Raw genomic sequence first — 24853 nt, forward strand, 5'->3', positions numbered from 1 at the left:
TCAAATGATCAAAGAGATAACTCTGTCATCCTTCAGAAATTTCAAAGCCAAAAAATTCGACTTTGACAGCGGAATAAATTTAATTTTAGGCCCAAACGGAAGTGGAAAAACCAATTTGCTGGAAGCAATTTGCTATTTGTCACAGGCCAAATCCTTTAGGAGAGTTTCTGACAGAGATTTAGTTACCTGGGGAGAAAACTTTTTTAGAATTGAAGCCACTTTCGAGAAAGATGGATTAACACATAACATTGTAGTATTTTACGACAGTGAAACAGGAATGAAAAAGATTTTCATCAACAATAAAGCCTTGGACCGAGTGGCAACTCTTTTTTCAATACTACCGAGTTTGATCTCATCGGATCGAGACCAGGACATAATTGACGGTCCACCAAGGGAAAGAAGAAGGGTTATAAATAGGCTAATTTCTATAACAAACAGTGAATACATGAGGCTTATCCTTGATTACACAAAGGTTGTCGAAAACAAGAACTACCTACTAAGAAATCGCAAAGTTGAAGAGCTAAAGCCCTGGAATCAGAAACAGGAACAACTTTCCCATGAAATTATTCGCTACAGAAAAAATTTCATTGAAAAGATTAAGGACCACTTTTCGGCAACTTCTCAGGAGTTCCTGAGAGGCAAAACCGCAGATATAACATACAACCCTTCTATAGAAGAGGAGGCTTCTTTTGACAATTTTGTTAAAGAAGAATTAGAAAGAGGGTACTCCTTTCATGGCCCGCACAGGGACTTGATCGAATTTTTAATTGATGGGAAACCTGCCAAAATTTTTGCTTCAGAAGGAGAAAAGCGCTTGATAATTCTGGCCTTTTACTTTACCTTTTTAAACATATTCAACCCAAATTCTATAGTGATACTGGATGAGCCCTTTAGTGTCCTGGATAAAAGGGGGGTCGAGCTGGTCTTGTCACGCCTAAGAAACCAATCCTTTATCAGCGCACCATATCTTGACTTAGAGCATCAAAGAATTACGAGAGTCATAAAATTATGAGAAACCTGGACGATTCCGTAAAAAAAATCTTGGAGAATCTCGGGATTGAAAGAAATGTAGACCTTACTGAGAAGGCAAAAAAATTGCGAGAATATTTGGTAAAAACTTACGGGGAGGAAAACATAGGAAAAGTGAAAGTTAAAAAGGGAAAAATTTTCATTGAGATTAAAAGTCCTGTCCTTAGAAATGAACTTTTTATGAGGAGGGCGGAACTCCTTTCCATCATAAATGGAAAAGAGTTGCAAAATAACCCAGAAAATATTGTCATCGTAGGGAGGTTGTAAATGGACGAAAAAATCTTTGAGCAAGAGCAAAATAACTACACTGCGAAAGAAATCAAAGTTCTTAAAGGTCTTGAAGGGGTTAGAACACGCCCTGCAATGTACATCGGAGATACGTCTAAACAGGGCCTGCACCACTTAGTTTACGAAATTGTGGATAACGCTATAGATGAAGCACTGGCTGGCTTTTGCACAGAAATAAAAGTGACAATAAGAAAAGATGGAATGATTACGATAAGAGACAACGGTAGAGGAATTCCTGTAGACATGCACCCTGAAGAGAAAATCCCTGCTGTAGAGATAGTTTTTACCTATTTGCATGCTGGAGGAAAATTTGGATCTAAGGCATATCAAATCTCCGGTGGTTTACATGGTGTGGGTGCATCCGTTGTAAACGCCCTTTCAGAATACCTCGAAGTCAAGGTGTTCCGAGACGGGAAAATTTATCACATGGCCTTCTCTAAAGGCAAAAAGATTAAGGACCTTGAGGTTATAGGAGAAACCGATGAACACGGTACTGAGGTCACCTTCAAACCCGATATTGAAATCTTCAAGAATATAAACTTCGATTTTGAATTGTTAAGTGAAAGGCTGAAGGAACTTGCCTACCTTGTAAAGGGAATTAAAATATCCATCGAAGATCAGAGAACAGGGAAATACAAAGAGTATCAATTTGAAGGTGGATTAAAAGAATTCCTTAAAGAACTTGATGAGGGCCAATATGTACTGAATGAAAAGCCTTTTTACTTCCATAGGAGATTTGAAAATGAAAAGGTCGAAGTCGAAGTTGCCTTAGAATATAATAAAGGCTATGAAGAAGTACTTATCTCTTTTGTTAACACGATAAACACCACAGAACACGGGACCCATGTCACTGGGCTGCGCCAGGGGCTTACCCGAGCTCTTAACGACTTTGCAAGAAAAAATAACCTAATAAAGGAGAATCAGGCCTTTCAAGGTGAGGATTTACGAGAGGGACTTACCTGCATTATCCATGTAAAGTTACCTGACCCACAATTTGAAGGACAGACAAAAACAAAACTGGGCAACACTTATATAACCGGCCTTGTTTCTTCTGCAGTCTATGAAGAATTCACAAGATACCTTGAAGAAAACCCTAACGATGCAAAAGTTATTATTGGAAAATGCCTTGAAAACCAGAGGGCAAGAGAAGCAGCGAGAAAAGCGAAGGAAATAGAAAGGCGAAAATCTTCCTGGGATGCGAACGGGCTTGCAGGAAAGCTCGCCGATTGTACCACCAAAGACCGGTCCAAGGCAGAACTATTTATTGTTGAGGGCGAATCAGCAGGTGGTTCAGCCAAACAGGGAAGAAACAGAGAATTTCAAGCCATTTTACCCCTTAGGGGTAAAACTTTAAACATTGAAAAGGCATCCTTCGAAAAGGTCCTTGAAAACGAACAGATTAAGATATTGATTCAGGCTATTGGCACGGGCATTAAAGACAACTGCGTACCAGAGAACTCACGCTATTCTAAAATCATCATAATGACCGATGCAGACGTCGATGGTTCTCACATCAGAACCCTTCTCCTAACATTCTTTTACAGGTATATGCAGCCCCTTATCGAACACGGGTATATTTACATCGCCCAACCACCTCTTTACAAACTAAAGGCCAAGAAAGAAGAAAAATACGCTTACACCGAGGAAGAAAAAGAAGAATTTATAAGAATCCACGGGATTGAAAATGTAACCATACAGAGGTACAAGGGTCTTGGTGAAATGAATCCCGAACAATTGTGGGAAACGACTATGGATCCTGCACGCAGAGTTTTAAAGAAAGTAACCCTTGAAGATGCTGCCCAAGCAAGTATGCTAATTAGCATCCTAATGGGGCCAAAAGTCGAACCTCGTAAGAATTACATAATGGAACACGCAACTCTTGTTACAAATCTTGACATTTAAGTAGCAATAGCACCAAACATTGGTTTTAATTGATAAGGCGAACTAAAATTGTAAATATGAATCGACTAACTTAAAACTTTATAACCACTGAAAAGTTCACAGAATCGAAGCGGTTCAATTTATTCCTGAAGTAAGCCTCAACAGCGATGTTCTCATTAATCTCGAGACTTAGTCCATAAGTCAAAAAGACCATTATATTCTCTTTGACAAAGGATGTTCTCTGCCTTAATTGAGAAATTGGAGTCCTAACCACTATTACCGTAGAATCGCCTCTAAGGGTCGAATCGATCTTCTCACCCAAGGGGACAATTTTTAATTCCTCAGCAGAAAATTTGTGGGTGAAATTAAAAAGACTACCAAACCACAAAGTCACCCCTTTTAAGTTAAAGGGATTTACTTCAACTGCAGTGGGGATTTGAATTGCATACTCCTTCTCTTCCGTCGTCTTCCAGCCAACTTTGTTTTGCATTACAACCCTTTCATAGTCATCCGAATCATGGAATACGGTATCGCCATCTGAATACCCCACGTATAAAGAATCCAGTCCAGAATAAGAGAGATTCATATAGCTGTAACGGTAATAACCATTGATCCCAAGGGCAAATCTTGCAAAGGGATTTAATTCAAAGACTTCACTATAATAAGCCTTAAAGTAATCCTCAGTTTTGCCCTTTGAACTTGTGAAATTTTCCTCGTTGTAAGTCACGCTATCATATTTTGACATAAAAGTATCAACCACCGTGTTGAAATTTCCGAAGTAGCTCATATTGACCTTTGAGATGTTATCTACTGCCATGTTATCCCTTATAAAGAAAAGCCCTGCTTCTCTGTATGTATTGTGGTCCTTCGGAAGACAATAATCGAGATTTAAAGAATAACCCCTGCCCGCAAAAGAAGTCTCTTCGTCTAACCTGCCCTGATCGTAGGCTACGTGGGTTTCCCGTCTCGTAGTATCCGAGTCAATAGCCCAAGAAAAATATCCATCACTTAAATTCCTTTCCTCCGAGGTCTTATATCCTAAAAGCAAGCTTACAAAGGATGAATCACTGAGAATTATGCCACCACCAAGCTGGACAAAGTTTAGATTATCTATGATTTTACTCGCAAAATCCCCTCGCCCAATCCTTTGCAAAACAAAACGATTGTCAGGATAAGTAGCCTCCGTCATTGAATAGTTGAAGTAGCCAAAATTCCTCAAAGTATCACCGGGCTTCTGATATTGGGTATTAAATTGTGACTTTAAGAAAGAGGCAGAAACAAACCAGTTTTCATAAACAAACTGAAAGCCAACAAGGGCAGACAAGTTAAAAACGGTGGAATCTCCATTAACCTCAAACTTCACTAACTTGGCTCTGTCATAAGAGCCGTTAAGGTCTGCATCCTCATATTGGAGTGTATCTTTTCTGAAATATCCAGAAGTCCCAAAGGCGTTAGCTAATGGAAACTTTTCTTCTCCGATTTTAATAAGACCACCTTCCATAAGCTGCTCGGTCCTTACATTTCCACCGAATACAAAGAGCTTGTTTTTATCGGAAAAATTACTCAAATTTAGTAATAAATAGGAATTCCTTGCAAGAAGCAGATAAGAAGGATCCTGAATGAGTTCCTGTGGCCCTTTCATCAAAAAACCCGTTGCAAAATAACGCCCAGAGTAAAAGTCTGATACGCAAGAAGCAGGATTGAATTGAGCCATTAAGATAGCTAAAAGAAAAATCATTACAACCTCCTTTGGGAAGATTATAAATTCGAGGGTCCAAACTTCAAAGATTCCGGCGGTTAACTTTGTGCACCAAGCTACTCGAAACACGAAGTTTAACGATTAGAGCACAAAATATTTGAAGACCAAATCCGGCACCAACGTTGAAATGCAATACCACGACTTAAAGCCGCTTTTGTATCAAGAAAACACTTTTTGAAGAAACTGTGTGTAAGAACTTTTCGCTACTTCTTGTTTTTAAAGGACAGCTGCCCTCTCTCTTTTCCTATTTTTACTTTTCAAGAGACTACCCCATTGCGAGAGTAGATTTAACCTTGAGGAACGCCGAAAACTTGACGACATAAAAAGCCTAAATTATAATTATCTTGCTTATGAGGGGGTGTTTAATGCAAAAATATCTTGAGGGGGTAGTATTAGGGGTGCTTCTTTGGCTTTTTCCCCTCTATGCCTATGTCCCTACAGGTGAACTGATAAAGGTCTACAGGGGCTTTGAACCCAACTATGGCCAGGTGCAGGACTTTGAAGGGAGACCTGTAAAAGACATCATCTTCTCAACAAAGGCTCCGGGACTCAATTTGTTCTTTAAGAAAGATGGCGTTAGTTATGTGATTTACACAAAAACAGAAGAAGAATTAAATTCTTTCGAAGGCTTTGATTTGAAAGAGAGGCTCAATAAAGAAGATTCTTCTCCTGTAAATTATGCCCGTGTTGATCTTGAACTGGTAGGTGGAAACATTGACAGATCAAAGATTGTCTTTGAAGATGAACTGCCGGGTTATGTGAACTACTATCTTCCCAGTTGCCCTGAGGGGATAACAAATCTAAAGACTTACAGGGTTGTAAGAGTGAAGGAGGTTTATCCTGGTATAGACTGGGTCTTCAGGTACGATGCCGATGGGAACTTACACCATGAGTTTGTGGTAAAGCCTGAGGGTAATCCTGATGAAATAAAACTAAAGGTGAAGTGGGCAGATGTAAAGTTAAATGATGATGGGAGTGAGATCATTTTATCCACACCGGTAGGAGATATTCTTGATGGTAGTATTTATGCTTATGAGGGTGATAGAAGGGTGAAGGTGAACTATGTTTTTGATGATGGGCTTTTGGCCTATGATGTAAGAGACTGGAGCAGGAATGAAAATCTTGTCATAGACCCGCCTTTAGCAAGGTTATGGGCTACTTATTATGGGGGAAGTGGTTTGTGGGAGGAGCCCTTGTCTGTAACGACAGACGCACAGGGTAATGTTTATGTGGTGGGTGGCACTTATTCTACCGATTTTCCTGTTTACAATCCAGGTGGTGGTGCTTACTATCAGGAAAGTGGTAATTTTGATGCCTTCATACTCAAATTCAATTCCAGTGGAGTAAGGCTATGGGCTGCTTATTATGGGGGAAGTGGTTTTGATAGGGCCAATTCTGTAGTAACAGACGCACAGGGTAATGTTTATGTGGTGGGTTATACACGTTCTACCAATTTTCCTGTTTACGATCCAGGATGTGGTGCTTACTTTCAGGGAAGTAAAACTGGTGGTGATGATGCCTTCATACTCAAATTTGATTCAAGTGGGGCAAGGCTATGGGCTACTTATTATGGGGGAAGTGGTAATGATTGTGCCTCTTCTGTAGTAACAGACCCACAGGGTAATGTTTACGTGGTGGGTCATACTCGTTCTACCAATTTCCCTGTTTACGATCCAGGTGATGGTGCTTACTATCAGGGAAGTTTTGCCGGTTATGATGATGCCTTCATTCTCAAATTCAATTTTCGTGGAAGAAGACAATGGGCTACCTATTATGGGGGGAGTTGTGATGAACGTGCCTATTCTGTAGCGACAGACCCACAGGGGAATGTTTATGTAGTGGGTTGGACTTGTTCTTTAGACTTTCCTGTTTACAATCCACGTAGTTGTGCTCACTATAGGAGAAGTCTTGTTGGCCTGGCTAAATTCTTCTACAATCTTTTAGTGCTCAGTGGTGCTTATTACCAGAGAAGTAACGCTGGTTATCGGGATGCCTTCATTCTCAAATTCGATTCCGGTGGAGTAAGGCTATGGGCTACTTATTATGGGGGAAGCAGTGTTGATGATGCCAGTTCTGTAGCGACAGACCCACAGGGGAATGTTTATGTAGTAGGCAAGACTTACTTTTCCGATTTTCCTGTTTACAAACTACGTGGTGCTTATCCTTATATAAGTAGGGCTTGTATAGATTCTTGTGATGTCTTCATTCTCAAATTTAATCCCCGCAGAATAAAGCTACAATGGGCTATTTATTGTGGGGGAAGTAGTGTTGATGTTGCCAGTTCTGTAGCGACAGACGCACAGGGTAATGTTTATGTGGTAGGTAATACTTATTCTACCGATTTTCCTGTTTACAATCCAGGTGGTGGTGCTTACTTTCAGGGAAGTTATGCTGGTTATTGGGATCCCTTCATTCTAAAATTCAATGCCAATCTAATAACTTCAAGTGGGAAGATTAGGTAGCTTTGCTATTTGCTGGCTTGATAACCTGCCATTGGAGCCCGCAGAGCTATGAAAGGATAGTGATTGTATACTAAGCCAGAAGTCGTATGTGAACTGATTATCGTTGAACTTTCTTTTAATAAAGCAGATTAAGAGATTAAAGTTCTGACACCGGGTATTTATTTATGCGATGTGGAGCACCCTTACCTGGAGGATAAGGGGGGTATTGGGAGTAGAATAATAGAGATTGTAAATCCGGAAGCTGATTGAGAAAAAGAATCACACTCTTGTGCGGGGCTCCGAAAGAGCCCCGCATGTCTATAATGATACCCCAAAATAGTCTTAACACGCGACCTTTAATGCTTTTTCGTCCCTATAAATCGGTTTTCCCTCTAAATAAAAAGAGATCGCCACTAATTTAAGCATTTCTTTCCCCCCGAAACGAGTTAAACTGAATAAAGGCAATGAACCTATAACCCCTCTCCTGTCAGCGTCTCTTGTCCTATAAACACAGAACTTAGTACCCTCTTCAAGCATCAAACCCACACCGAAATTTAGCGGTAAATAATAGCCAAGTTAGGCTCACTCCTTTCAAATCAAACCAAAATTCCGGGAAGGCATAGAATACTTAAAGAACGGTGCTATCCAAACAATATGGAAGGCGAAGAATGCTTAAAAAACCCTTACAAGGACTCCCAACCCGTAATTCTTTATAATTCAGCCTTTCTCAAAACCATTTCCAAAAGCTGCAACTCAGATTCTATTTTATATTCAAATTCACGCCTTTAAAATTAAACCATGCTTGCGTGGTTCTTGTTTTTTCAACTGGCGCTACAGCCTAATTCTATAACAAATTTTACCGATGAAAGTGCAAAAGTTAAGGCGGTCTATGATTCCTCTTACTGTGATGTAGTATCAAACCTTATTGACAATGCTCAGAAAGAGATTTTAATATGTATGTTCCAATTCTCCTACTATGCCGACAAACCGGAGAGCTTCTCCAATAAGCTCCTTTCAAAATTAATAGAAAAATCCAAGAAAGGCGTCAAGATAAAAATAATCCTGGAAGGCGGGGAGCCTTTCTTAGGCAAAGATTTTTACGAATCTGTAAGTGAAATCATGAGGCTCTTAAAACAGGCAAATATCGAAGTAAAAACCGACAAGAGGAATAAGACTACCCATGCAAAGTTCATCGTTGTGGATTCAAAATACATTCTTCTTGGGTCTACAAATTGGACCTACTTCGGACTACAGGCAAATAATGAAAGCAATGTCCTGATTGAGAGCGAAGCCCTTGCAAAGGAATTCAAAAAGTACTTTGAAAAATTGTGGAAAGAGTCCGAGGAAAAAGCACCATCCTATTTCGAGACTGAAAAATCCTATTTTGCGGGAGTTATTAGAAGTGTTGAAAGAAAGGTTTCAAAGAAAGGCAGGCCCTACACGATAATATACTTGAAAGATGGCACTAAAATCTTTATAACGGGCCATTACGACCTCTTGCCGGGGATGAGAATAAAAGTTGAGGGTAAGAAAACAACCTTCCGTGGCAAGGAAGAGATCAAAGCTTACAGAATTGAAGTATTGAATTAAAAGGAGTCAATTTATGCTGGAAAAACTTAGAGATATTCTTGGAAAGGTCTCAAGTGGATATGCGGATATCCGCTTCGAGATCTGGAAAGTAACCGATATAAGCATGGTGAATGGGCGGATTGAAAGTTCCTCTACAAACATCATTTCCGGAGGCTCAGTGAGATTCTTTAACAAAGGAACTTTTGGATTCGCAACTTTCACAAGGCCAGAGGATGCAGAAAAAGCCTTAAGCAGTGCAGAAAAGATGTCGAAACTAATCAAAACGGACAAAGAGGTAGGATTGTATCCTGATAAGCCCAAAAAAGACAAAGTCATCCCCTACGTTTCAATCCACCCTGAGACGGTTTCCTTTGACGAAAAAGTGGAACTGGTCAAAAGATACCACAACATCTTCACAGGAAACGAAAAATTTTCAGCGGTATCCGTGGTATATCGTGAGGAACTGCTCACAAGATACTATCTCAACACCGAGGGAACGGAAATTATTGAAGAGAGGCCCTATTGCGGTGTAGCGGCAACGGTCGTAGGCAAGGAGGGAAACATCCTTCAGAGAGCATATAGAAGTTTCGGAGATTTAAGAGGTTATGAAACGGTTCTGAACAGAGAAAAAGATTTTGAAGAAATTAAAAAAGATGTTCTGGACCTCCTGAAAGCCGACAAAGTCGAAGGTGGTGTTTACACCGTAATTCTTGACCCTCAGATTGCTGGTGTTTTCATTCACGAAGCCTTTGGTCACCTCTCAGAGGCAGACCATGTTTATGGGAATGAAAAGTTAAAGGAAATTATGACCCTTGGCAAAACGATGGCATCAGAAATTTTATCTGTCGTTGATGACGGCTCAATGGTAGGAGAGAGAGGCTATATCGCTTATGACGATGATGGGGTAAAATCAAGAAAAACTTACCTCATAAAAAATGGGAAATTGGTAGGTAGACTCCATTCCCGTTACACTGCTGCCCTTATGAACGAGGAACCTACCGGAAATTCAAGAGCCATCAGATTCAACTACATGCCCCTTGTTAGAATGACTAATACTTACATCGAAAATGGAGATAAAACCTTTGAAGAGCTCCTGGAAGGCGTTGATAAGGGCCTTTATGTAGTTGGTGCACTGGGTGGACAAACAGAACTTGAGATGTTTACCTTCTCTGCTGCAAAGGCCTACAAAATAGAAAAAGGAAAGATTACTGAACCTGTAAGAGATGTGGTGCTTTCTGGAAACCTTTTCGAAACACTGAAAAACATTGATGCAGTGGGAAATGATCTTAAAATCTTTGGAGGCCTTGGAGGTTGTGGTAAAGGTGGCCAGATGCCCCTTCCAGTCTCCGATGGGGCTCCTCACATCCGCATCAGAAATGTAATAATAGGAGGGAAATAATGGAAAAAATCCTTAGCGAGGCAAAGAAAAGAGATTTAAAATACGAAATTTTCTTCTCTAAGGTTGAAACAAAGAGCATAAATTTTGAGCAAAGCCAGCTTAAAGACATCTCCCATAAAATTGTCGAAGGCGTAGGGGTTAGAATACTGAAAGATGGACACATAGGTTTTAGCAGTACAAACCAGTTGGACAATGTAGATGTGCTTGACTATGCTATAAATTCTGCAAAATATGCAAAGGAAGCAAAATTTGATTTCCCAGAAATACAAGGGGTAAATTTCGAATATGGGAACCTGCAGAGCGAAATCGACTTCGAATCCGTTTTTTATGAAGTGAAAGAAATAATCACCTACTTAGAGGGAAAATACCACGGCAAGGTTGACCTTTCACTGGAAGAAATAAGTAGGGAAAATCTTTTGACCAACTACAAAAACAACAATGTAGCACGTTCCAGGATAAAATATTTTGACTTTTCCTTGAGCCTTTTCACCATAACGGAGGCAGGCTTCACTTTTTCCTGGAAATGGACATGGTCAAAAAGCAAGCTTTCAAAGGAAGAATTATGGAATGTGGTTAAAGAATTAGAAAAAACTTTGATTGGCTTCGACCGCGTTGCTAAATTGGAATCAGGCAAATATAAGGTGATTTTTTCGCCTTTTGCCGTTGGCTCCACCCTTGGACTATCTATCGGCTCTGGAGTCAATGGCCTTAGTATTGCAAGGAAAATGTCACCCCTTCAGAATAAACTCAATGAAAAGATTCTCCATGAAAGCATCACAATAACCGATGACCCTGAATACGATATGCCGGGTAAGTGTACTATTGACGATGAAGGTATCAAAGCGGAGAAAAAGCCCATCGTAGAAAACGGGATATTAAAAAATTTCGTGCTTAATTTGGACACCTCGGCAGATCTCAATATGAAGCCTACGGGAAATGGTAAGCGAGGGGGCTTCGCATCCCTTCCTACCCCTGCCTTTCACAATCTGATAATAAAAGAAGGAAAATCTGATTTAGACACAATCATTAAAAACCTCGATAAAGGCATTCTCTTCCTCTTCCCAATTGGCGCAGGCCAGTCAAACATAATGATGGGAGACTACTCGGTGAACGTAGGGCTTGGTTATTACATCGAGAATGGTGAGATAGTCGGCAGGGTAAAGGACACGATGATTTCCGGCAACGTCTACGAAGATTATCAGAGAGTAATTGAAATATCAAGCAATGTGGAAGCAATGCCCAGTATGGGGACAGGCGGTTTTGCAAGAATTCCTTACATTCTACTTGACGGTATCTCAGTAACTACAAAATGAACTTGCTCTTAATTCTTATGAGCTTTTTGACGTCCAATTTAAAGGGCTATATTGCAGTTGGCATACCTTCGGGAGAGACAAGGAACCTGCTGAAAGGTGGAGGGACGGTGGGATTTGATGCCACCATTTATCAATGGCGATTTTTGGCAGCAGGAATTTCTTTTGAAGGCTCTTCCTTTGTGATGTCAGGCAGTGGAAACTCTGAAATTAAACTGGCCAGCATAGCCCCCCTCATTACCTTAGTCCCACCTCTTTTAAGAAATATTTGTTCCTTTGAAGGAAGGCCCCTTTTTACTCGTTTTCAAATCCAAAACCCTTCTTACACCAATGTCTACTATATTACAGGGTACAGCCTCGGTACCGATATCAAGATCACAGACAAACCTTTAAAATTGTACATCTCTGTAAATTACTCGAACTACCGTGGAATTGATAAGAAATTCTCGTTTTACAACTTAGGCTTTGCCCTGAGGATGTGATATGCCCTTAAACTGGATTGAAATTTCAAAAGAGGCCTTGATAAACAACGTAAGTTTAATAAAAGAAAAAGCAAAAGGCAAAAAGATACTTGCTGTTATAAAATCCAATGCCTACGGACATGGACTTCTACCGGTAGCGCAGATTTTAAAAGACCATGTTGATGCTTTCGTTGTAGGGGACTTTGAGGAAGCATTAGAGCTTTACGAACACACGAGAGACATTAAAATAATGGTATCACTACCACCTTTAGAGGAAAGGGAAATCGTTGAAACTTCGAGGTTAAATTTTAGCATTTTTGTGGGGAACACTCAGTATCTAAAATGGTTAAACTCCCTAAGCTTACCCTGGCCTGTAAAGGTGCATCTCGAAATCAACACCGGAATGAATCGCTCTGGCTTAACACCCGAGGAACTCTCTGAAGCTTTAGAAATCATCTATAACTCAAAAAATTTAAAGTTAGAAGGAATTTTTTCTCATTATGCAACGCTCCCCGAGAACACAAAGTTTGCACAAAAGCAGGCAGAGAAGTTCAAATCTGTCATAGAGAAAATTCCTCAAAAACAAGATCTGTTAATTCATATGGAAAATAGTTCGGGAATTCTCAAACTCCTCCTCGATTTTACGAATAGTGTACGCCCTGGGATTTCCCTTTATGGTCTTTTAACTAACAATTCAACAACGAGCCACTTCAAACCGGTCCTGAGCCTTTACTCCACTGTAATAGATGTACTAAAAATACGAAAAGGAGAAGGGGTTAGTTACGATCACCTCTTTAAAGCAAAGCGAGATATGTATGTAGCTACTATCCCCTTCGGTTACGGCAATGGTTATATGTGGAATCTTAAAGGAAAGGCAGAAGTCATTGTAAAAGGGAAGAGAGTTCCAGTAGTGGGAAAAATCTGCATGAACCATATAATCTTTGACGCTTCACAGGTTGTAAATTATATTAAAATCGGTGACAAGGTGACGCTTATTGGACGTGACGGGGCAGAAGAGATCACCGTTCAAGAGTTAGCAGAAAAAAGCGGTACTATAAATTACGAAATTGTAACGAAACTGTCACCAAAACTTCCGAGAATAATAGTATGACAGAACGAAGAAAAAAAGAGCAGAAGAAAACCACGGAGAATCTAACCCAGGAACTCCCCTTTGCAAGGGAAATAGAGATGTCGGTCCTCGGTGCAATGATTATGAGTGAAGAGGCTCTTTATAAGGGTCTCGAGACTTTAAAGGAAGATGACTTTTATCTTGATGCCCACAGGAAGATATTTAACACCATATCTGAGATCTTTGAAACTAAAAAAACCGTTGATCCACTTACATTAGTTGAGGAGCTAAAGAAAAAGGGCTATTTAGAGGAAATTGGAGGGCCCGAGTATATAATGGCAATTGCCGAAAGCGTAATCTCGCCTGCCTTAATTGATAACCACTGTAAAATCCTCCTCGAGAAGTCAATTTACAGAAAAATCATCGAAAATGCCACAGAGATTTTAAAGGAAGCCTACACAGGAGCGCTTCCTGCCGAAGAACTCCTGGACTACGCAGAGCAACAGATTCTCAGTGTGAGGGAAAGAGAAATTCGACGAGGTTTCATCACAATGGAAACTCTGGTCAGCGAAAACGTCAAACTCATAGAAAGGATAAAAAACACTGGTTCGACTATTACAGGTCTACCCACAGGATTTAAAGACCTTGATGAACTCACTACAGGTTTTCATAACGGAGACCTGATAATCATCGCCTCAAGGCCCTCTCAAGGAAAAACAAGCCTTGCTCTGAGCATAATGCGTTATTTAAGCGTCGAACAAGGTATACCAACGGCGATGTTCAGCCTTGAAATGCCGGTAGACCAGATAGGACTCAGACTCTTGTGTATGGAATCGCGGGTAGACATCTCAAAGCTTAGAAAAGGAATAATAAGGGAAGAAGATTTTGAAAAGATTACGATGGCGGCAGGCGCACTCAAAAAAGCCCCAATCTTCATCGATGATACCCCCTCAATACCAATTCTGGAGCTAAGGGCAAAAGCAAGAAGGATCAAAAGAGAACACGACGTAAAGGCAATCTTTATAGACTATCTCCAACTCATAAGGGGACCAGAGAACGCCGAGAACAGACAGCAAGAAATTTCAGCAATCTCAAGGTCTCTTAAAGCCCTTGCAAAAGAGTTGCAAATCCCCGTTATAGCGCTTTCTCAGCTTTCCAGAGCTATTGAACAACGCGCCGACAAAAGGCCTCAACTCTCAGACCTGAGGGAATCCGGGGCCATCGAGCAGGATGCCGACCTTGTAATTTTCCTTCACAAACCCCGCATAGAAGACGAATTAGACTTTCGTGGAGCAGAACCTCCAGAAGAGGATGTGGTGGATGTAATTGTGGGAAAACACAGGAATGGGCCAGTTGGTGAAGTTAAGCTTACCTTCATCAAAGAGTATACCCGCTTTGAAAACTACGCGCCACCTGGTTTAGAATTCTAATTAATGCATAAAAAGTTAATTCCGCTTTATACAGTTTACATCCTTAAAATCCTCTTGAAATGCGCCCTTTTGCTTTTGACCTTTGTCTTGATTCTTTTAACCTTAAAACCGTTCCCCGCATTATATACTTTAGCAAAATTTGTACTTGCCTTTATCTTTGCCCTTTTTGCAAAGAATCAGGCAAATAAACTTACCTTTAAAAATTTCCTCTGGACCTTAGAAAAATCAAACCCCGAATTTCAGGAGTCCTTGATTTCTTACTATGAATTAAAGAAAAGCAAAACGCCTTACTTAGAAATCCTCGAAAATCGGATAAAAGAAAAACTCAAGGGGAAGATCAAAACACGTGTGAATATACTCTCCGAACTGAGGTTGTTGCCGTACTCAATCCTTTTCGTTCTCACAGCGATTACCCTCTTCCCCTCCGTTTATTCCGGTTTAAAAAATGTTCCACAAGGTGAAATTTTGCCTCGCTTTGCATTAGCATTCAAAGATACCACAATAACATTCAAAGCAAACAAAAAGGTGCGATTTTATCTTCTCAAAGAAAATTCAAAGCCAGTTTTTGTGGCTAAGGATACCACTGTGCCGATTAGCTTCCAATCCCCAGGAACATATAAGATTTTTGGGAAGTTTAATGGATTTACCACTATACCCTCCCTAGTAAAAATTCTGGAAAAGCCCCAGATTGATTCCTTTCGGGTCTTTGTTGCCAAAACATCTTATCTTAGTCCTGAATGGATTGCAATCACGGAAAAGACACCTGTAAAAATAAAGATTTTTGCAAATCCTTCCTACAAGTTAAAAGTATTCGCCAACGACAAACTTATAAAATCAGGAAACAAATCCGTTGAATTTACCCTAAGCCCTTCAGTAGATTTAGACATCACGGCAGAAATTGAGTATAAAACGCTTAAAAACAAAATCCACCTTTTCAGTTTATCGGTAGTTCCAAATCTTCCCCCAAGGATTGAGGTACTCGAACCACAGGACCCTTACTCTTACATTCCAGAGGATATGAAACTCAAAATTTCATCACACATCTTTGACGAAGATGGCATCAAGGTCGTTTACTTACACTACACCTTGAGGGGAGGCATAAGAAGGATAAAGTTCCTCGGAGAAAACCAGGTTGAAAAATTCCTGAGGTACGAAATAGACCTTCAGAAAGAGGCAATGCTCCCCGGAGATGAGTTAAAGTTTTATGTAATCGCAGAAGATAGAACGGGACTTATCGATTCCTCTCAGGTTTATACCGTTGTGTTCCCCACCCTTGAGCAGACCTACCAGGAGGAATTTGAAAAAATGGAAAAAGTAACCGCCGAATTTGAAAAAAGTGCAGAAAACTTCAGTAATCTCAAAAGTAAAGTCTCTGATATCATTGATTCACTGAAAATCCAGTCCCTTAAAGGAGAAACCAGCGTTGAAACAGATAAGATCCTTGAAGAGCTACAATCAGCTATTCAGCAGTTTTCGAAAATCCAGGAATCTATCGAGAATCTTCAAACTCTATCCCTCTCCCCCGAGCTTCTTCAGAAGCTCCAGAAGGTCGGAGAAGAACTCTATTCAATTCTGCAGAAAGATCTTCCAGACCTTTTGAAGAAATTTGAATCCTTAGCCGATTCCACAAAAAGGTTTGATAGTAAGAAGGCAGAGGAACTCAATAAGAAAAGTGAAGAGCTTCTGGAAAGGCTCAGCTATTTAGAGCAACTGTTGGAATTGGCGAAAAAAGAATTGGCTATCAACGACGCCACAGAAAGAATCCAGAAACTTTTGGAAAAGAGAGAAAACCTGCATGAACTCGCAAAAACGGGAGACCTTAAAGAACTCAAAAAATTAGAGGAGCAATTCAATTCCGAACTTTCCAAGAATTTCTTTCAAATTAAGGAAAGCCTAAAAGACTTGATATCACCCGAAGAATTAAATGAGAATTTAAGCAAAATACAGAAATTACAGGAAGAGATTCTAAAATCGGTCGCAAGCAATAATCGGAAGCAGACATTGAAATCTCAAGAAGCCCAGGAGGAAGAGCTTAAGGAGATGCTTTCCTATATGAAGGATTTAAAGCAATCTGCCATTGACCAAGAGATCTCGAAATTAATTGAAATGGTAGGAAGCCTCAGAAGAAAACTTCTGATAGCTTCCTTAGCTCTGGAAGACAACTTAAAAAATGAACAATTTTTACCTTACGTTATGAGGTCACTACAGCGATGCCGGGAGGAGCTGAGAAAGACAGGTATACTCATTCTCATAACTTCATCAAGGGTTCCAAAGCTCATCGATCTGGCCATGGATTCACTCTATGTGAAGCCTTGGGCCTCTTTGAATTACTTAAATTACGCAATCTTTGAACTCTTCAGGATGGAGGCTACGGCAAAATCCACTTCTCAAAGTGGCGGTATGGAAGCAATGAAAATGCTGGAAAAATTGATGAAAGAACAGGCTTCTATGATAAGACAGACAGGGGAAATGATGCAAATACCAATTCCCATTCCTCAAAATTTCACCTCCTCTATGCTCGATAAAATATCAGAGATGAAGAGCCAGATGCTTTCTCTCTATATGAAATCCCAAAATCAAGAAGTTAGAGAAAAAATCGAACAGGCCCTTAAGGAACTTCAAAAGGTGGAGGATAAATTAAGAAAGCGGGAATTCGACAATGAGCTCATCGAGTCCCAGAGGAAGACATTGAAACACCTTCTCGACGCCTATGGCACGTATAAGAAAGAGGAGTACACCCAAAAGAGGTATGCTGAACCGGCAAAGCCCTATCCTTTCGTGGAACCAAAAGGCGAAAAGATCATCAATACGGAAAAAATCAGCGAAACTCTAAAGGAAATAGAAAAGCTTCCGCCAGAAGAAAGAAAAATAATAAGGGAATATTACAACAGGTTACTGCGACTGTGAATTCTGTATTTTTTGTTTATACAGTGATCTGACTTTCATTGTGTAGAGACGGTGCTCAGCGAAAGTCCTGGAAAAGTGGTGGGTACCATCACCTTTTGCAACAAAATAGAGATAGTTCACCATTGCAGGATAGAGTGCAGCAGTTATCGACTTGATTGACGGAGAACATATTGGAGTTGGCGGAAGTCCAGTATACTTGTAAGTGTTGTAGGGAGTATCAAGCCTTGTTTCACTTCCCTTTAGCCAGGCCCGGCGTTCTCTCAGGTAATACTCTAAGGTTACATTCGATTCTAAAGGACGGCGGAGCCTCAAGCGATTATGAAATACTGCAGAAATAAGGGGCCTTTCAAAGTCAACTTGAGCCTCCTTCTCGATGATAGAGGCCAGAATCAATGTCTTATTCAAAGTGAACTTTAACTCCTTCATCCTGTCATAGAAGGAATCAGGTATAACAGCGAAAAGCTGCGAAACCATCTTAAAAATAACCTGTCTTGGGTCTTCGGCCCAGTAAAACATATAGGTCTCGGGATAAAGGTAACCTTCAAGGGTCTCCCTCGCATCAAGTCTCGGAAAGTATTTTTTCAGATACTCAAAAAAGGAAGGATCTCTTGTAAGTCTCAGAAATTCAGCGGTATCAACTTCAATCGTGGCGAGAGTTTTTGCGATGTCGGCAATGGTTTCACCTTCTTTAACGGTAACAGGGTTCTCGAGAACATATAGTCCGTTATATACCATCGCATATAAAAGCCGGAAGGTCGGAAGGGGACGGGACAATTTATATTTTCCTGCCTTTATTTTTTTATCCCAGCCCGTTATCCTTGACAAAATCAAGAAACTGTATGCATTTCTTATAAAACCCCCTTTTTCAAGAGACTTAGCTACAACGGAAGCTGGAACCTTTCTGGAAACCAGGAATTCGTACTCCCCTTTAATAGGGTAAAAAAACTCAATAAAATAAATACATGCTGCAAGTAAAAGGATGGTAAAGACCACTAAAAAAATCTTAAAAGTTTTCATCTTTCCTAAGGTATTCTTCCAGCAAAATCGCCGCCGAATAACTGTCGATTATATACTTATCCCTTTTTTCTACTGGATACCTTCCGTGCTTGGATTTGAAGAGAGCTTCGGCATCCTTTGAAGTCAGGCTTTCATCAAAGAAACAAATAGCAATATTTGGCAATTTGTTAGAAAGTTCCTTTGCAAAATTTTTTATCTCTTCTGCAAGTTCACCTTCCTCTCCACTCATTCTCAAAGGAATTCCAAAGACGACCTCTGTCACATTGTTTTCTGTAATCAACGAGACCAATTTATTTAGCAAATTTTCATCGTTGTCATAAGCCTTAAGCGGTGACACCACTACCCTCATCTCATCACTCCAGGCAAGTCCTACCCTTTTCCTGCCATAATCTACCGCCAGTATCCTACCAGACTTTACCTTCTTCATGGGCAAAATAGTAGGCTCCTAACAGGGCAGAATCATCACCTAAGGAAGATTTTCTGATTTCTATTCTGCGCTTGGCATACCCCATAACCCTCTCCTTCATCGTATTCGTAGCACTTTCAATAAAGAGTTCAAAGGCGTTGGATACACCTCCACCGATAACGAAAACCTCTGGGTCGAAGATGTGGGTAAGATTTGTAAGGCCAATTCCAAGGAAATATCCAAACTCTTCCCACAGTAATTTAGCTGGTTCACTGCCCTGCTTTGCAAGTTCGCTTAACTCCTTAGGAGAATATTCCTTAAGGACAATGCCATACTTTTGCAAGAATAACTTTGCCCTTTGAGAAAAATAAGCACTCCCTAAAAAAGCCTCCCAGCATCCCCTTTGCCCGCAATTGCATACAGGACCAGAAGGATCAATGACCATGTGGCCTATTTCTGCAGCAAAATGAACACCGCCTAAAAGTAATTTTCCATGGGCAATAATTCCACCGCCAACACCCGTTCCTAAGGTTATTCCAATTACATTAGAGACCTTTCTGCCAATTCCGAATTGCCATTCTCCGAGCACAAAGGCATTGGCATCGTTCAATACAAAGGTAGGTTTTTCAGTCTTACTTTCGATAATCTCCTTAATCGGGACATAATTCCAACCCGGTAAATTGGGTGGTTCGTAAACAATTCCCTTCTCGTGGTCAACAAGTCCTGCAACAGCAAGCCCAATCCCATCAATTCTATCAATCTTTTCCTTAGCAAGTTCAACCAGTCTTGAGATTAAAAAATCCTTTCCCTTATCCACATCCGTTGGAAAAGAACCCCTCTCCAAAATCTTTCCGTCTTCAACAACCCCATACTTTACATTGGTGCCCCCAATATCAAAGGATAATATTCGTTTCAACTTCATTTCTCCATCTGATTTTAATTATTCAACAAGATTGCTCAACTTTCAACTAATTAAAAAGTTCCAAAAGGCTTCACAAAAACTTGAACAGGCCGCTGCCTTTAAATTTATCACCCAAAAACCTCTAAGAAACTTTCGTAGACACACTTTTTAAGTTCCCCCATAGGAACTTCTTTACCGAGAATCAAACTCATTGACACCATAGGAATATGGGATATACCACAGGGAATTATGAATTTGAAAGGGTCAAGACTATTATTCACATTCAGGGCAAAACCATGAAAGGAAACCCATTTCCTAAAAGCAAGGCCAATGGATGCTATTTTGCCCTGAGGAGTAAAAACTCCAGTGTACTCCTTGTGCCTGTAGGCTTCAATACCGTACCTTTTTAACGTTCTTACAAGGGCCTCTTCCACATTGTAAACAAATTTTTTAACACCGGCAAGGGCGCTGTTTAATTTAAAAATGGGGTATCCAACGAGTTGCCCAGGACCATGGTAGGTAATATCCCCTCCCCTCTCCACTTTATAAAGGGAATATCCCATCCTTCTCAAATAATCCTCGGGAAAAAGGAGATTTTTCCAATCTCTATTTCTGCCAAGTGTAAACACCGGTTCGTGTTCAACGAAAATAAGGGTATCAGGAATTTCGTCTCTGATCCTCTTTTCCACAAGTTCCTTCTGGAAATCCCAAGTATCTTTGTAATGCTTAAACCCCAAGTCTATTAATTCAATCATCGATTGATGATGTGGATCGCCTTTTTGTAGTAATTTTCAGCACACTCCATTATAGCCTCAGAGAGAGTTGGATGAGGGAAAACGACCTTCGCAATATCCTCAACCTTAAGGCCATTTTCAAGAACCAAAGCTCCGATACCTGCAAATTCCGAGGCATGAGGTCCTACAATATGGAATCCTAAAACATTATCCCTCTCATCACCTAAGATCTTCACAAATCCCTGCACATTTTCCTGGGTCAATGCACGGCCATTTGCCTGGAAGGGAAATTTTCCTACTTTATAATTTATACCCTTCTCCTTCAATTCCTCTTCAGTGTAGCCAACCTTAACAATCTCAGGGTCACCGTAAACTACGGAAGGAATGAATTTTGCACGGTTAGAAGGCTTACCCGAAGCGATAATTTCAGCGACCATAATGCCTTCCCTTGACGCCTTATGGGCAAGCTGAGGTCCCGGAATAATATCACCAATGGCATAAACACTTTTTAGATTTGTTGAGAAGTTTTCGTCAACCTTTACAAATCCCCTCTCATCAAGTTCTACACCAGCATTTACAAAGGCTTCGGTATTAGGTTTTCTACCCGTCGCAATCAAAATCTTATCAGGCTCAATAGAGATTTTCTCCTCGCCTTTTACAACAAACAGTTTACCATCCTCCTTAATCAATTTAGAGCTAAGGTGGAACTTGATGCCCTTTCTTTCCAAATTTCTCTTCAAAACACTCACCGTCTCCGTGTCAAAACCCGTCAGGATTTGGGGCAATATTTCCACTACAGTGACCTCCGAACCAAGTCTTCTGTAAATGGTTGCCATTTCTACACCAATTACACCAGCGCCCACAATTAAAAGATGCTTGGGAATTTCGTTTATTTCTAAGGCTGAGGTGGAATCGAGAACTTTTACGCCATCAAAGTCAAAGCCGGGGATGGTCTTTGGAGAAGAGCCAGTTGCAAGGATAATGGAATCTGCCTCAATTATCTCACCATCGACCTTTACCTGCCTTTCGTTTAAAAGTTCACCATACCCTCGAAGGAGTTCAACGCCGTTCTGTTTAAAGAGATACTCCACACCCTTTACAAGTCTCGTAACTACACTCTTCTTCCACTCCCGCATCCTTTCGGGCTCGAATCTAAAGCCATCAACCCAAATTCCTTTCCCTTTGAAAGTTTCAACCTTTTCTATAATAGAAGTAACTTCAAGAAGGGCTTTAGTGGGAATGCAACCAACATTCAGGCAAACTCCACCAACCTGATCTTTTTCCACAACACAAACCTTCTTGCCCAGTTGTGCCAGGCGGATTGCTGCAACGTACCCTCCAGGTCCAGCACCAAGAATCACAGCATCAAAAAACTTCATCACCAACCTCCAGAGTTTTGCTTTTTCTTATTGCAATATTATAATTTATCTGCTATGGAAAACATAAAGAAGGTACGGAGTGTTGAGGGTTACTTAAGTTTTTATAAGTTTTTGCGCAGAAAAATCGCTGAGGATGCAGAGAAAATCTTAGGCAAATATGGCAGAACAGCAGTGGAGATCCTCCTCACAGGTCCAGATCTTTTCATCTTTCTCTTCAGGATTTATAGAGATCCGGAAGTTCCCTTAGAATTTAAGGCAGGCCTTGCGTCAGTTCTCGCATACTGGATTATTCCTATTGATATCTTTTCGGAGATGTTTTTTGGCATTCTCGGTTATGTTGATGATATATTCCTTGCTGCCTATATTTTAAATGGACTTATGAAACACCTCAACGAGGAAAAAATAAAATCCTACTGGCCAGGATGTGAGTCAGCTCCCAAGATAATAGAGAAGATCCTTGGATATTCCCAATTCTTAGCTTCCCTGCTCGGTAAGAACTCAGAACAGAAATTTAACCAGCTCGTCAGCAGAATTGAAAAGAAACTAAACCTTCAAACGGAAAAAGAAAACTCCTCTAAAACAGACATTGAAGATGCAGCTGAAGAATAGTATAATTAAAAAACGGATGTCAGTTTATTGAATGTTTTTAAGACTACCGCACAATGGTAAAAGCGATAATTGGAGACGTTAGAAAAGTTTACAATTTGCTTGAAGACAATAGTATAGATTGTGTTATTACCTCTCCCCCGTACTGGCAACAACGAGATTACGGGATTGAGGGGCAAATAGGACAAGAAACATCACCTGAGGACTACGCCAAGGAGATTGCATACGTATTTGAGCTATTGTGGCCAAAGTTAAAAACCACTGCTACTATTTTCTTAAATATAGGTTACAAATTTCAAAATGAGGAATTTTTGCTGATACCAGAACTTGTTGCCTTTGAAATGAGAAAGTTAGGCTACATGTTAAAAAACAAAATTATCTGGTACAAGCCTAACGCAATGCCAACACCAGCAAGGAACAGATTAAACAACACTTATGAAGCTGTATTCTTTTTCGTAAAAAATGTGGGGAAAGAGGTATTCTATTTCAATCTGGCAGAGCTATATGAAAGGAGTGAATTATTTACCCCGCGCCTTAGCACAAACATTGAAAGTCTTCTCTCAGGGAAAATTGAAGACAACTTAACATCAAGAGGTAAAAGAGAAGGCATTGTCACAGGAGTTAATAAAAAATTCATAAAGGTTTTATGGGATGACGGTCAGGAAGAGAACATAGAGTTTGCAGAGGAGCAAAAAGAAGCGACTTTTCGATGTGAGAATTGTTCGCACAAAGTTAGCTACTGGGACATTTTACTCTCCTACGCAAATTATGGGAATTTCCTTTGTCCAAACTGCAAGACAACTAATTTACCTATACCAGAATTTCAAAATGAAGTGCAAGAAGAAAGAGAATGGTTTTTTTCTACCAACTTGTCCACAAAAAGCAAATTGACCTATGCAAAAGGGAGCGAAAAATACAAAAAAGCTAAGCTTCTTACCTCTTCGCCAGCTGGAAGACTTGCAATTACTGGAGAAAAATTGGTTTTAAAAAGAAAATGGATATTTCCCCAGCCACTTATTGCAGACTATCTAAAGAGACACCTAAAAAAATCAAATATAACCATCGAAGCCTTAGAAAAACTCTTAGGTTACAATTATACTGCAGCACATTGGCTCAGAAAGGATTTCTCGCACTGGGGCAAAGGCGGAAGCTTGCCAAGGCCTTCAGACTGGAGCAAGTTAAAAGATGTTTTAAAGTTGGATAGCCGATACGACAGACTCTTAACTGATGTTGTAGCGATGATTTCTACAGTCCGCCCACACCCAAAAGGTAAAAACATTGGGGATGTGTGGGAAATCCCCACTGAACCTTATGAAGGGGAACATTTTGCAGTTTTCCCGAAAAAACTGGTCGAAAGATGCATAAAATTGGGTTGTCCACCAGGTGGAACGGTTCTTGATCCTTTCGCAGGTTCTGGCACCGTTGGTGAAGTGGCACAAAAACTAAACCGGAAGGCAATCTTAATAGAAATAAATCCCGACTATAAAAAATTAATCCTGGGAAGATGTGGAAATGTCGAATTCATTGAATAACATAGAATTAGCTGAACACAGGTATTTCGTAACTATTAAAACAAACATGCTTACGAGAATAAACGAAATAATTAATCAATTAAACTCGAGAATCCCAATAAAAAGTGATTGGGTAAATGTATTTCTTAGTACGGCAAGGAAAGGTTATAAGCAAAGTGACCTTGACAAAGGTTCAGAGAGGGTTTTTCACAAATGGGCGAGTAGCTATTTTTCGATCCCCAACTCTACTCCTATAGGCTCTGATTTGGTTTTCGATTCAGATGAAGGTTTTAGAATCCATATTGACATAAAAACTGCACTTATTTCTAACGAATCAGATTACAAAGGGGTAATAAACATCGGCCAAAATCAAACAAGCTATTCAATTCCTAATACATTCACAGCAAACCTCCCGCCCAGGTATGTGGATGAAAAGATAACCCTAACTTATGTGGTACAAGTTATTCACGAACAACTATCAGATAAGATCCACGCAATAGTGCTGGGATGTATACCCAATGGCCTGTTATATGGAATTTATGGAAATCAAATTGTAAGAGCGGGTAAAGGCGGATGGGGAAAAGCCAAGGACTTTCGATTTAGATATTACACTAAAAAGGGCGGCATATTAAGTTTTATGTTATTACCCGACAAACCGCCCCGAGTAGAGATCATAACAGCTTTACAAAACTCTGCTTGTGTAAACAGCTTAGCCTCTTTAGGACTAATCGTTAACCACTATCACAAATAGAATAA

Annotated in this window: 20 protein-coding genes; 14 read left to right on the plus strand and 6 right to left on the minus strand. The window is 40.2% G+C overall.

Annotation, left to right across the window (positions count from 1 at the left end; all coding sequences use genetic code 11):
* Positions 1 to 4: 4 nt before the first annotated feature.
* Genes recF through gyrB form a run of 3 tightly spaced genes read left to right on the plus strand, consistent with a single transcriptional unit; the run spans position 5 to position 3219 of the window.
* Positions 5 to 1012, plus strand: coding sequence for a DNA replication and repair protein RecF (gene recF, locus ABIM45_02690; GenBank protein MEO0238818.1), 1008 nt, complete (start codon positions 5 to 7; stop codon positions 1010 to 1012).
* On the plus strand, positions 1009 to 1296 hold the full coding sequence (locus ABIM45_02695; GenBank protein ID MEO0238819.1) for a hypothetical protein: 288 nt from the start codon (positions 1009 to 1011) through the stop codon (positions 1294 to 1296). The genes recF and ABIM45_02695 overlap by 4 nt, the downstream gene beginning before the upstream one ends.
* Positions 1297 to 3219 (plus strand): DNA topoisomerase (ATP-hydrolyzing) subunit B, encoded by a 1923-nt coding sequence (gyrB, locus tag ABIM45_02700; protein MEO0238820.1) that lies wholly within the window; start codon positions 1297 to 1299, stop codon positions 3217 to 3219.
* A 70-nt stretch (positions 3220 to 3289) separates the two neighbouring features.
* Here gyrB and ABIM45_02705 read toward each other — a convergent pair whose 3' ends face one another.
* Entirely contained in the window at positions 3290 to 4936 is a 1647-nt protein-coding gene (locus ABIM45_02705; protein ID MEO0238821.1) for a hypothetical protein, read from the minus strand.
* A gap of 386 nt (positions 4937 to 5322) precedes the next feature.
* Here ABIM45_02705 and ABIM45_02710 point away from each other — a divergent pair, with 386 nt between their 5' ends.
* The 8 genes from ABIM45_02710 to ABIM45_02745 all read left to right on the plus strand — a co-directional run bounded on the left by ABIM45_02710 (position 5323) and on the right by ABIM45_02745 (position 17543).
* Positions 5323 to 7419 (plus strand): SBBP repeat-containing protein, encoded by a 2097-nt coding sequence (locus ABIM45_02710; protein ID MEO0238822.1) that lies wholly within the window; start codon positions 5323 to 5325, stop codon positions 7417 to 7419.
* Between the two features lie 777 nt (positions 7420 to 8196).
* A complete protein-coding gene (locus ABIM45_02715) occupies positions 8197 to 8988 on the plus strand; it encodes a phospholipase D-like domain-containing protein (protein MEO0238823.1) in 792 nt (263 codons plus the stop codon).
* A gap of 13 nt (positions 8989 to 9001) precedes the next feature.
* Positions 9002 to 10366 carry a TldD/PmbA family protein gene (locus ABIM45_02720; GenBank protein MEO0238824.1) on the plus strand — a complete coding sequence of 455 codons (1365 nt, stop codon included), beginning with the start codon at positions 9002 to 9004 and terminating at the stop codon, positions 10364 to 10366.
* The gene (locus tag ABIM45_02725; protein ID MEO0238825.1) at positions 10366 to 11679 is read left to right on the plus strand and encodes a TldD/PmbA family protein; all 1314 of its coding nucleotides are present in this window, start codon (positions 10366 to 10368) and stop codon (positions 11677 to 11679) included. Before ABIM45_02720 ends, ABIM45_02725 begins: the two co-directional genes overlap by 1 nt.
* Positions 11680 to 11696: 17 nt before the next feature.
* On the plus strand, positions 11697 to 12158 hold the full coding sequence (locus ABIM45_02730; GenBank protein MEO0238826.1) for a hypothetical protein: 462 nt from the start codon (positions 11697 to 11699) through the stop codon (positions 12156 to 12158).
* 1 nt (position 12159) lies between these two features.
* Positions 12160 to 13248 carry an alanine racemase gene (gene alr, locus ABIM45_02735; protein MEO0238827.1) on the plus strand — a complete coding sequence of 363 codons (1089 nt, stop codon included), beginning with the start codon at positions 12160 to 12162 and terminating at the stop codon, positions 13246 to 13248.
* Positions 13245 to 14636, plus strand: a complete 1392-nt coding sequence (gene dnaB, locus ABIM45_02740; protein MEO0238828.1) for a replicative DNA helicase — start codon at positions 13245 to 13247, stop codon at positions 14634 to 14636. Before alr ends, dnaB begins: the two co-directional genes overlap by 4 nt.
* A gap of 3 nt (positions 14637 to 14639) precedes the next feature.
* On the plus strand, positions 14640 to 17543 hold the full coding sequence (locus tag ABIM45_02745) for a hypothetical protein (protein MEO0238829.1): 2904 nt from the start codon (positions 14640 to 14642) through the stop codon (positions 17541 to 17543).
* On the opposite strand, the gene mltG is transcribed toward ABIM45_02745, so the two are convergent.
* From mltG to lpdA, 5 genes are all read right to left on the minus strand, one after another.
* The gene (gene mltG / locus ABIM45_02750; GenBank protein MEO0238830.1) at positions 17529 to 18560 is read right to left on the minus strand and encodes an endolytic transglycosylase MltG; all 1032 of its coding nucleotides are present in this window, start codon (positions 18558 to 18560) and stop codon (positions 17529 to 17531) included. The two genes, ABIM45_02745 and mltG, sit on opposite strands and share 15 nt — an antisense overlap.
* Positions 18547 to 18987, minus strand: a complete 441-nt coding sequence (gene ruvX / locus ABIM45_02755) for a Holliday junction resolvase RuvX (GenBank protein ID MEO0238831.1) — start codon at positions 18985 to 18987, stop codon at positions 18547 to 18549. Before ruvX ends, mltG begins: the two co-directional genes overlap by 14 nt.
* Positions 18965 to 19888, minus strand: coding sequence for an ROK family protein (locus tag ABIM45_02760; GenBank protein MEO0238832.1), 924 nt, complete (start codon positions 19886 to 19888; stop codon positions 18965 to 18967). Before ABIM45_02760 ends, ruvX begins: the two co-directional genes overlap by 23 nt.
* 107 nt (positions 19889 to 19995) lie before the next feature.
* Positions 19996 to 20622 carry a lipoyl(octanoyl) transferase LipB gene (gene lipB / locus ABIM45_02765; protein ID MEO0238833.1) on the minus strand — a complete coding sequence of 209 codons (627 nt, stop codon included), beginning with the start codon at positions 20620 to 20622 and terminating at the stop codon, positions 19996 to 19998.
* Positions 20619 to 21980, minus strand: coding sequence for a dihydrolipoyl dehydrogenase (lpdA, locus tag ABIM45_02770; GenBank protein ID MEO0238834.1), 1362 nt, complete (start codon positions 21978 to 21980; stop codon positions 20619 to 20621). Before lpdA ends, lipB begins: the two co-directional genes overlap by 4 nt.
* A 54-nt stretch (positions 21981 to 22034) precedes the next feature.
* Here lpdA and ABIM45_02775 point away from each other — a divergent pair, with 54 nt between their 5' ends.
* The 3 genes from ABIM45_02775 to ABIM45_02785 are packed head-to-tail and all read left to right on the plus strand — an operon-like array spanning position 22035 to position 24848.
* A complete protein-coding gene (locus ABIM45_02775; GenBank protein ID MEO0238835.1) occupies positions 22035 to 22589 on the plus strand; it encodes a DUF1232 domain-containing protein in 555 nt (184 codons plus the stop codon).
* A 53-nt stretch (positions 22590 to 22642) separates the two neighbouring features.
* Positions 22643 to 24118: a DNA methyltransferase gene (locus tag ABIM45_02780; GenBank protein ID MEO0238836.1), complete on the plus strand. Its 1476-nt coding sequence runs from the start codon at positions 22643 to 22645 to the stop codon at positions 24116 to 24118.
* Entirely contained in the window at positions 24099 to 24848 is a 750-nt protein-coding gene (locus ABIM45_02785; GenBank protein MEO0238837.1) for a hypothetical protein, read from the plus strand. The genes ABIM45_02780 and ABIM45_02785 overlap by 20 nt, the downstream gene beginning before the upstream one ends.
* Positions 24849 to 24853 lie beyond the last annotated feature (5 nt).

The sequence above is a fragment of the candidate division WOR-3 bacterium genome (assembly GCA_039803545.1).
GTDB lineage: Bacteria > Hydrothermota > Hydrothermia > UBA1063 > UBA1063 > UBA1063.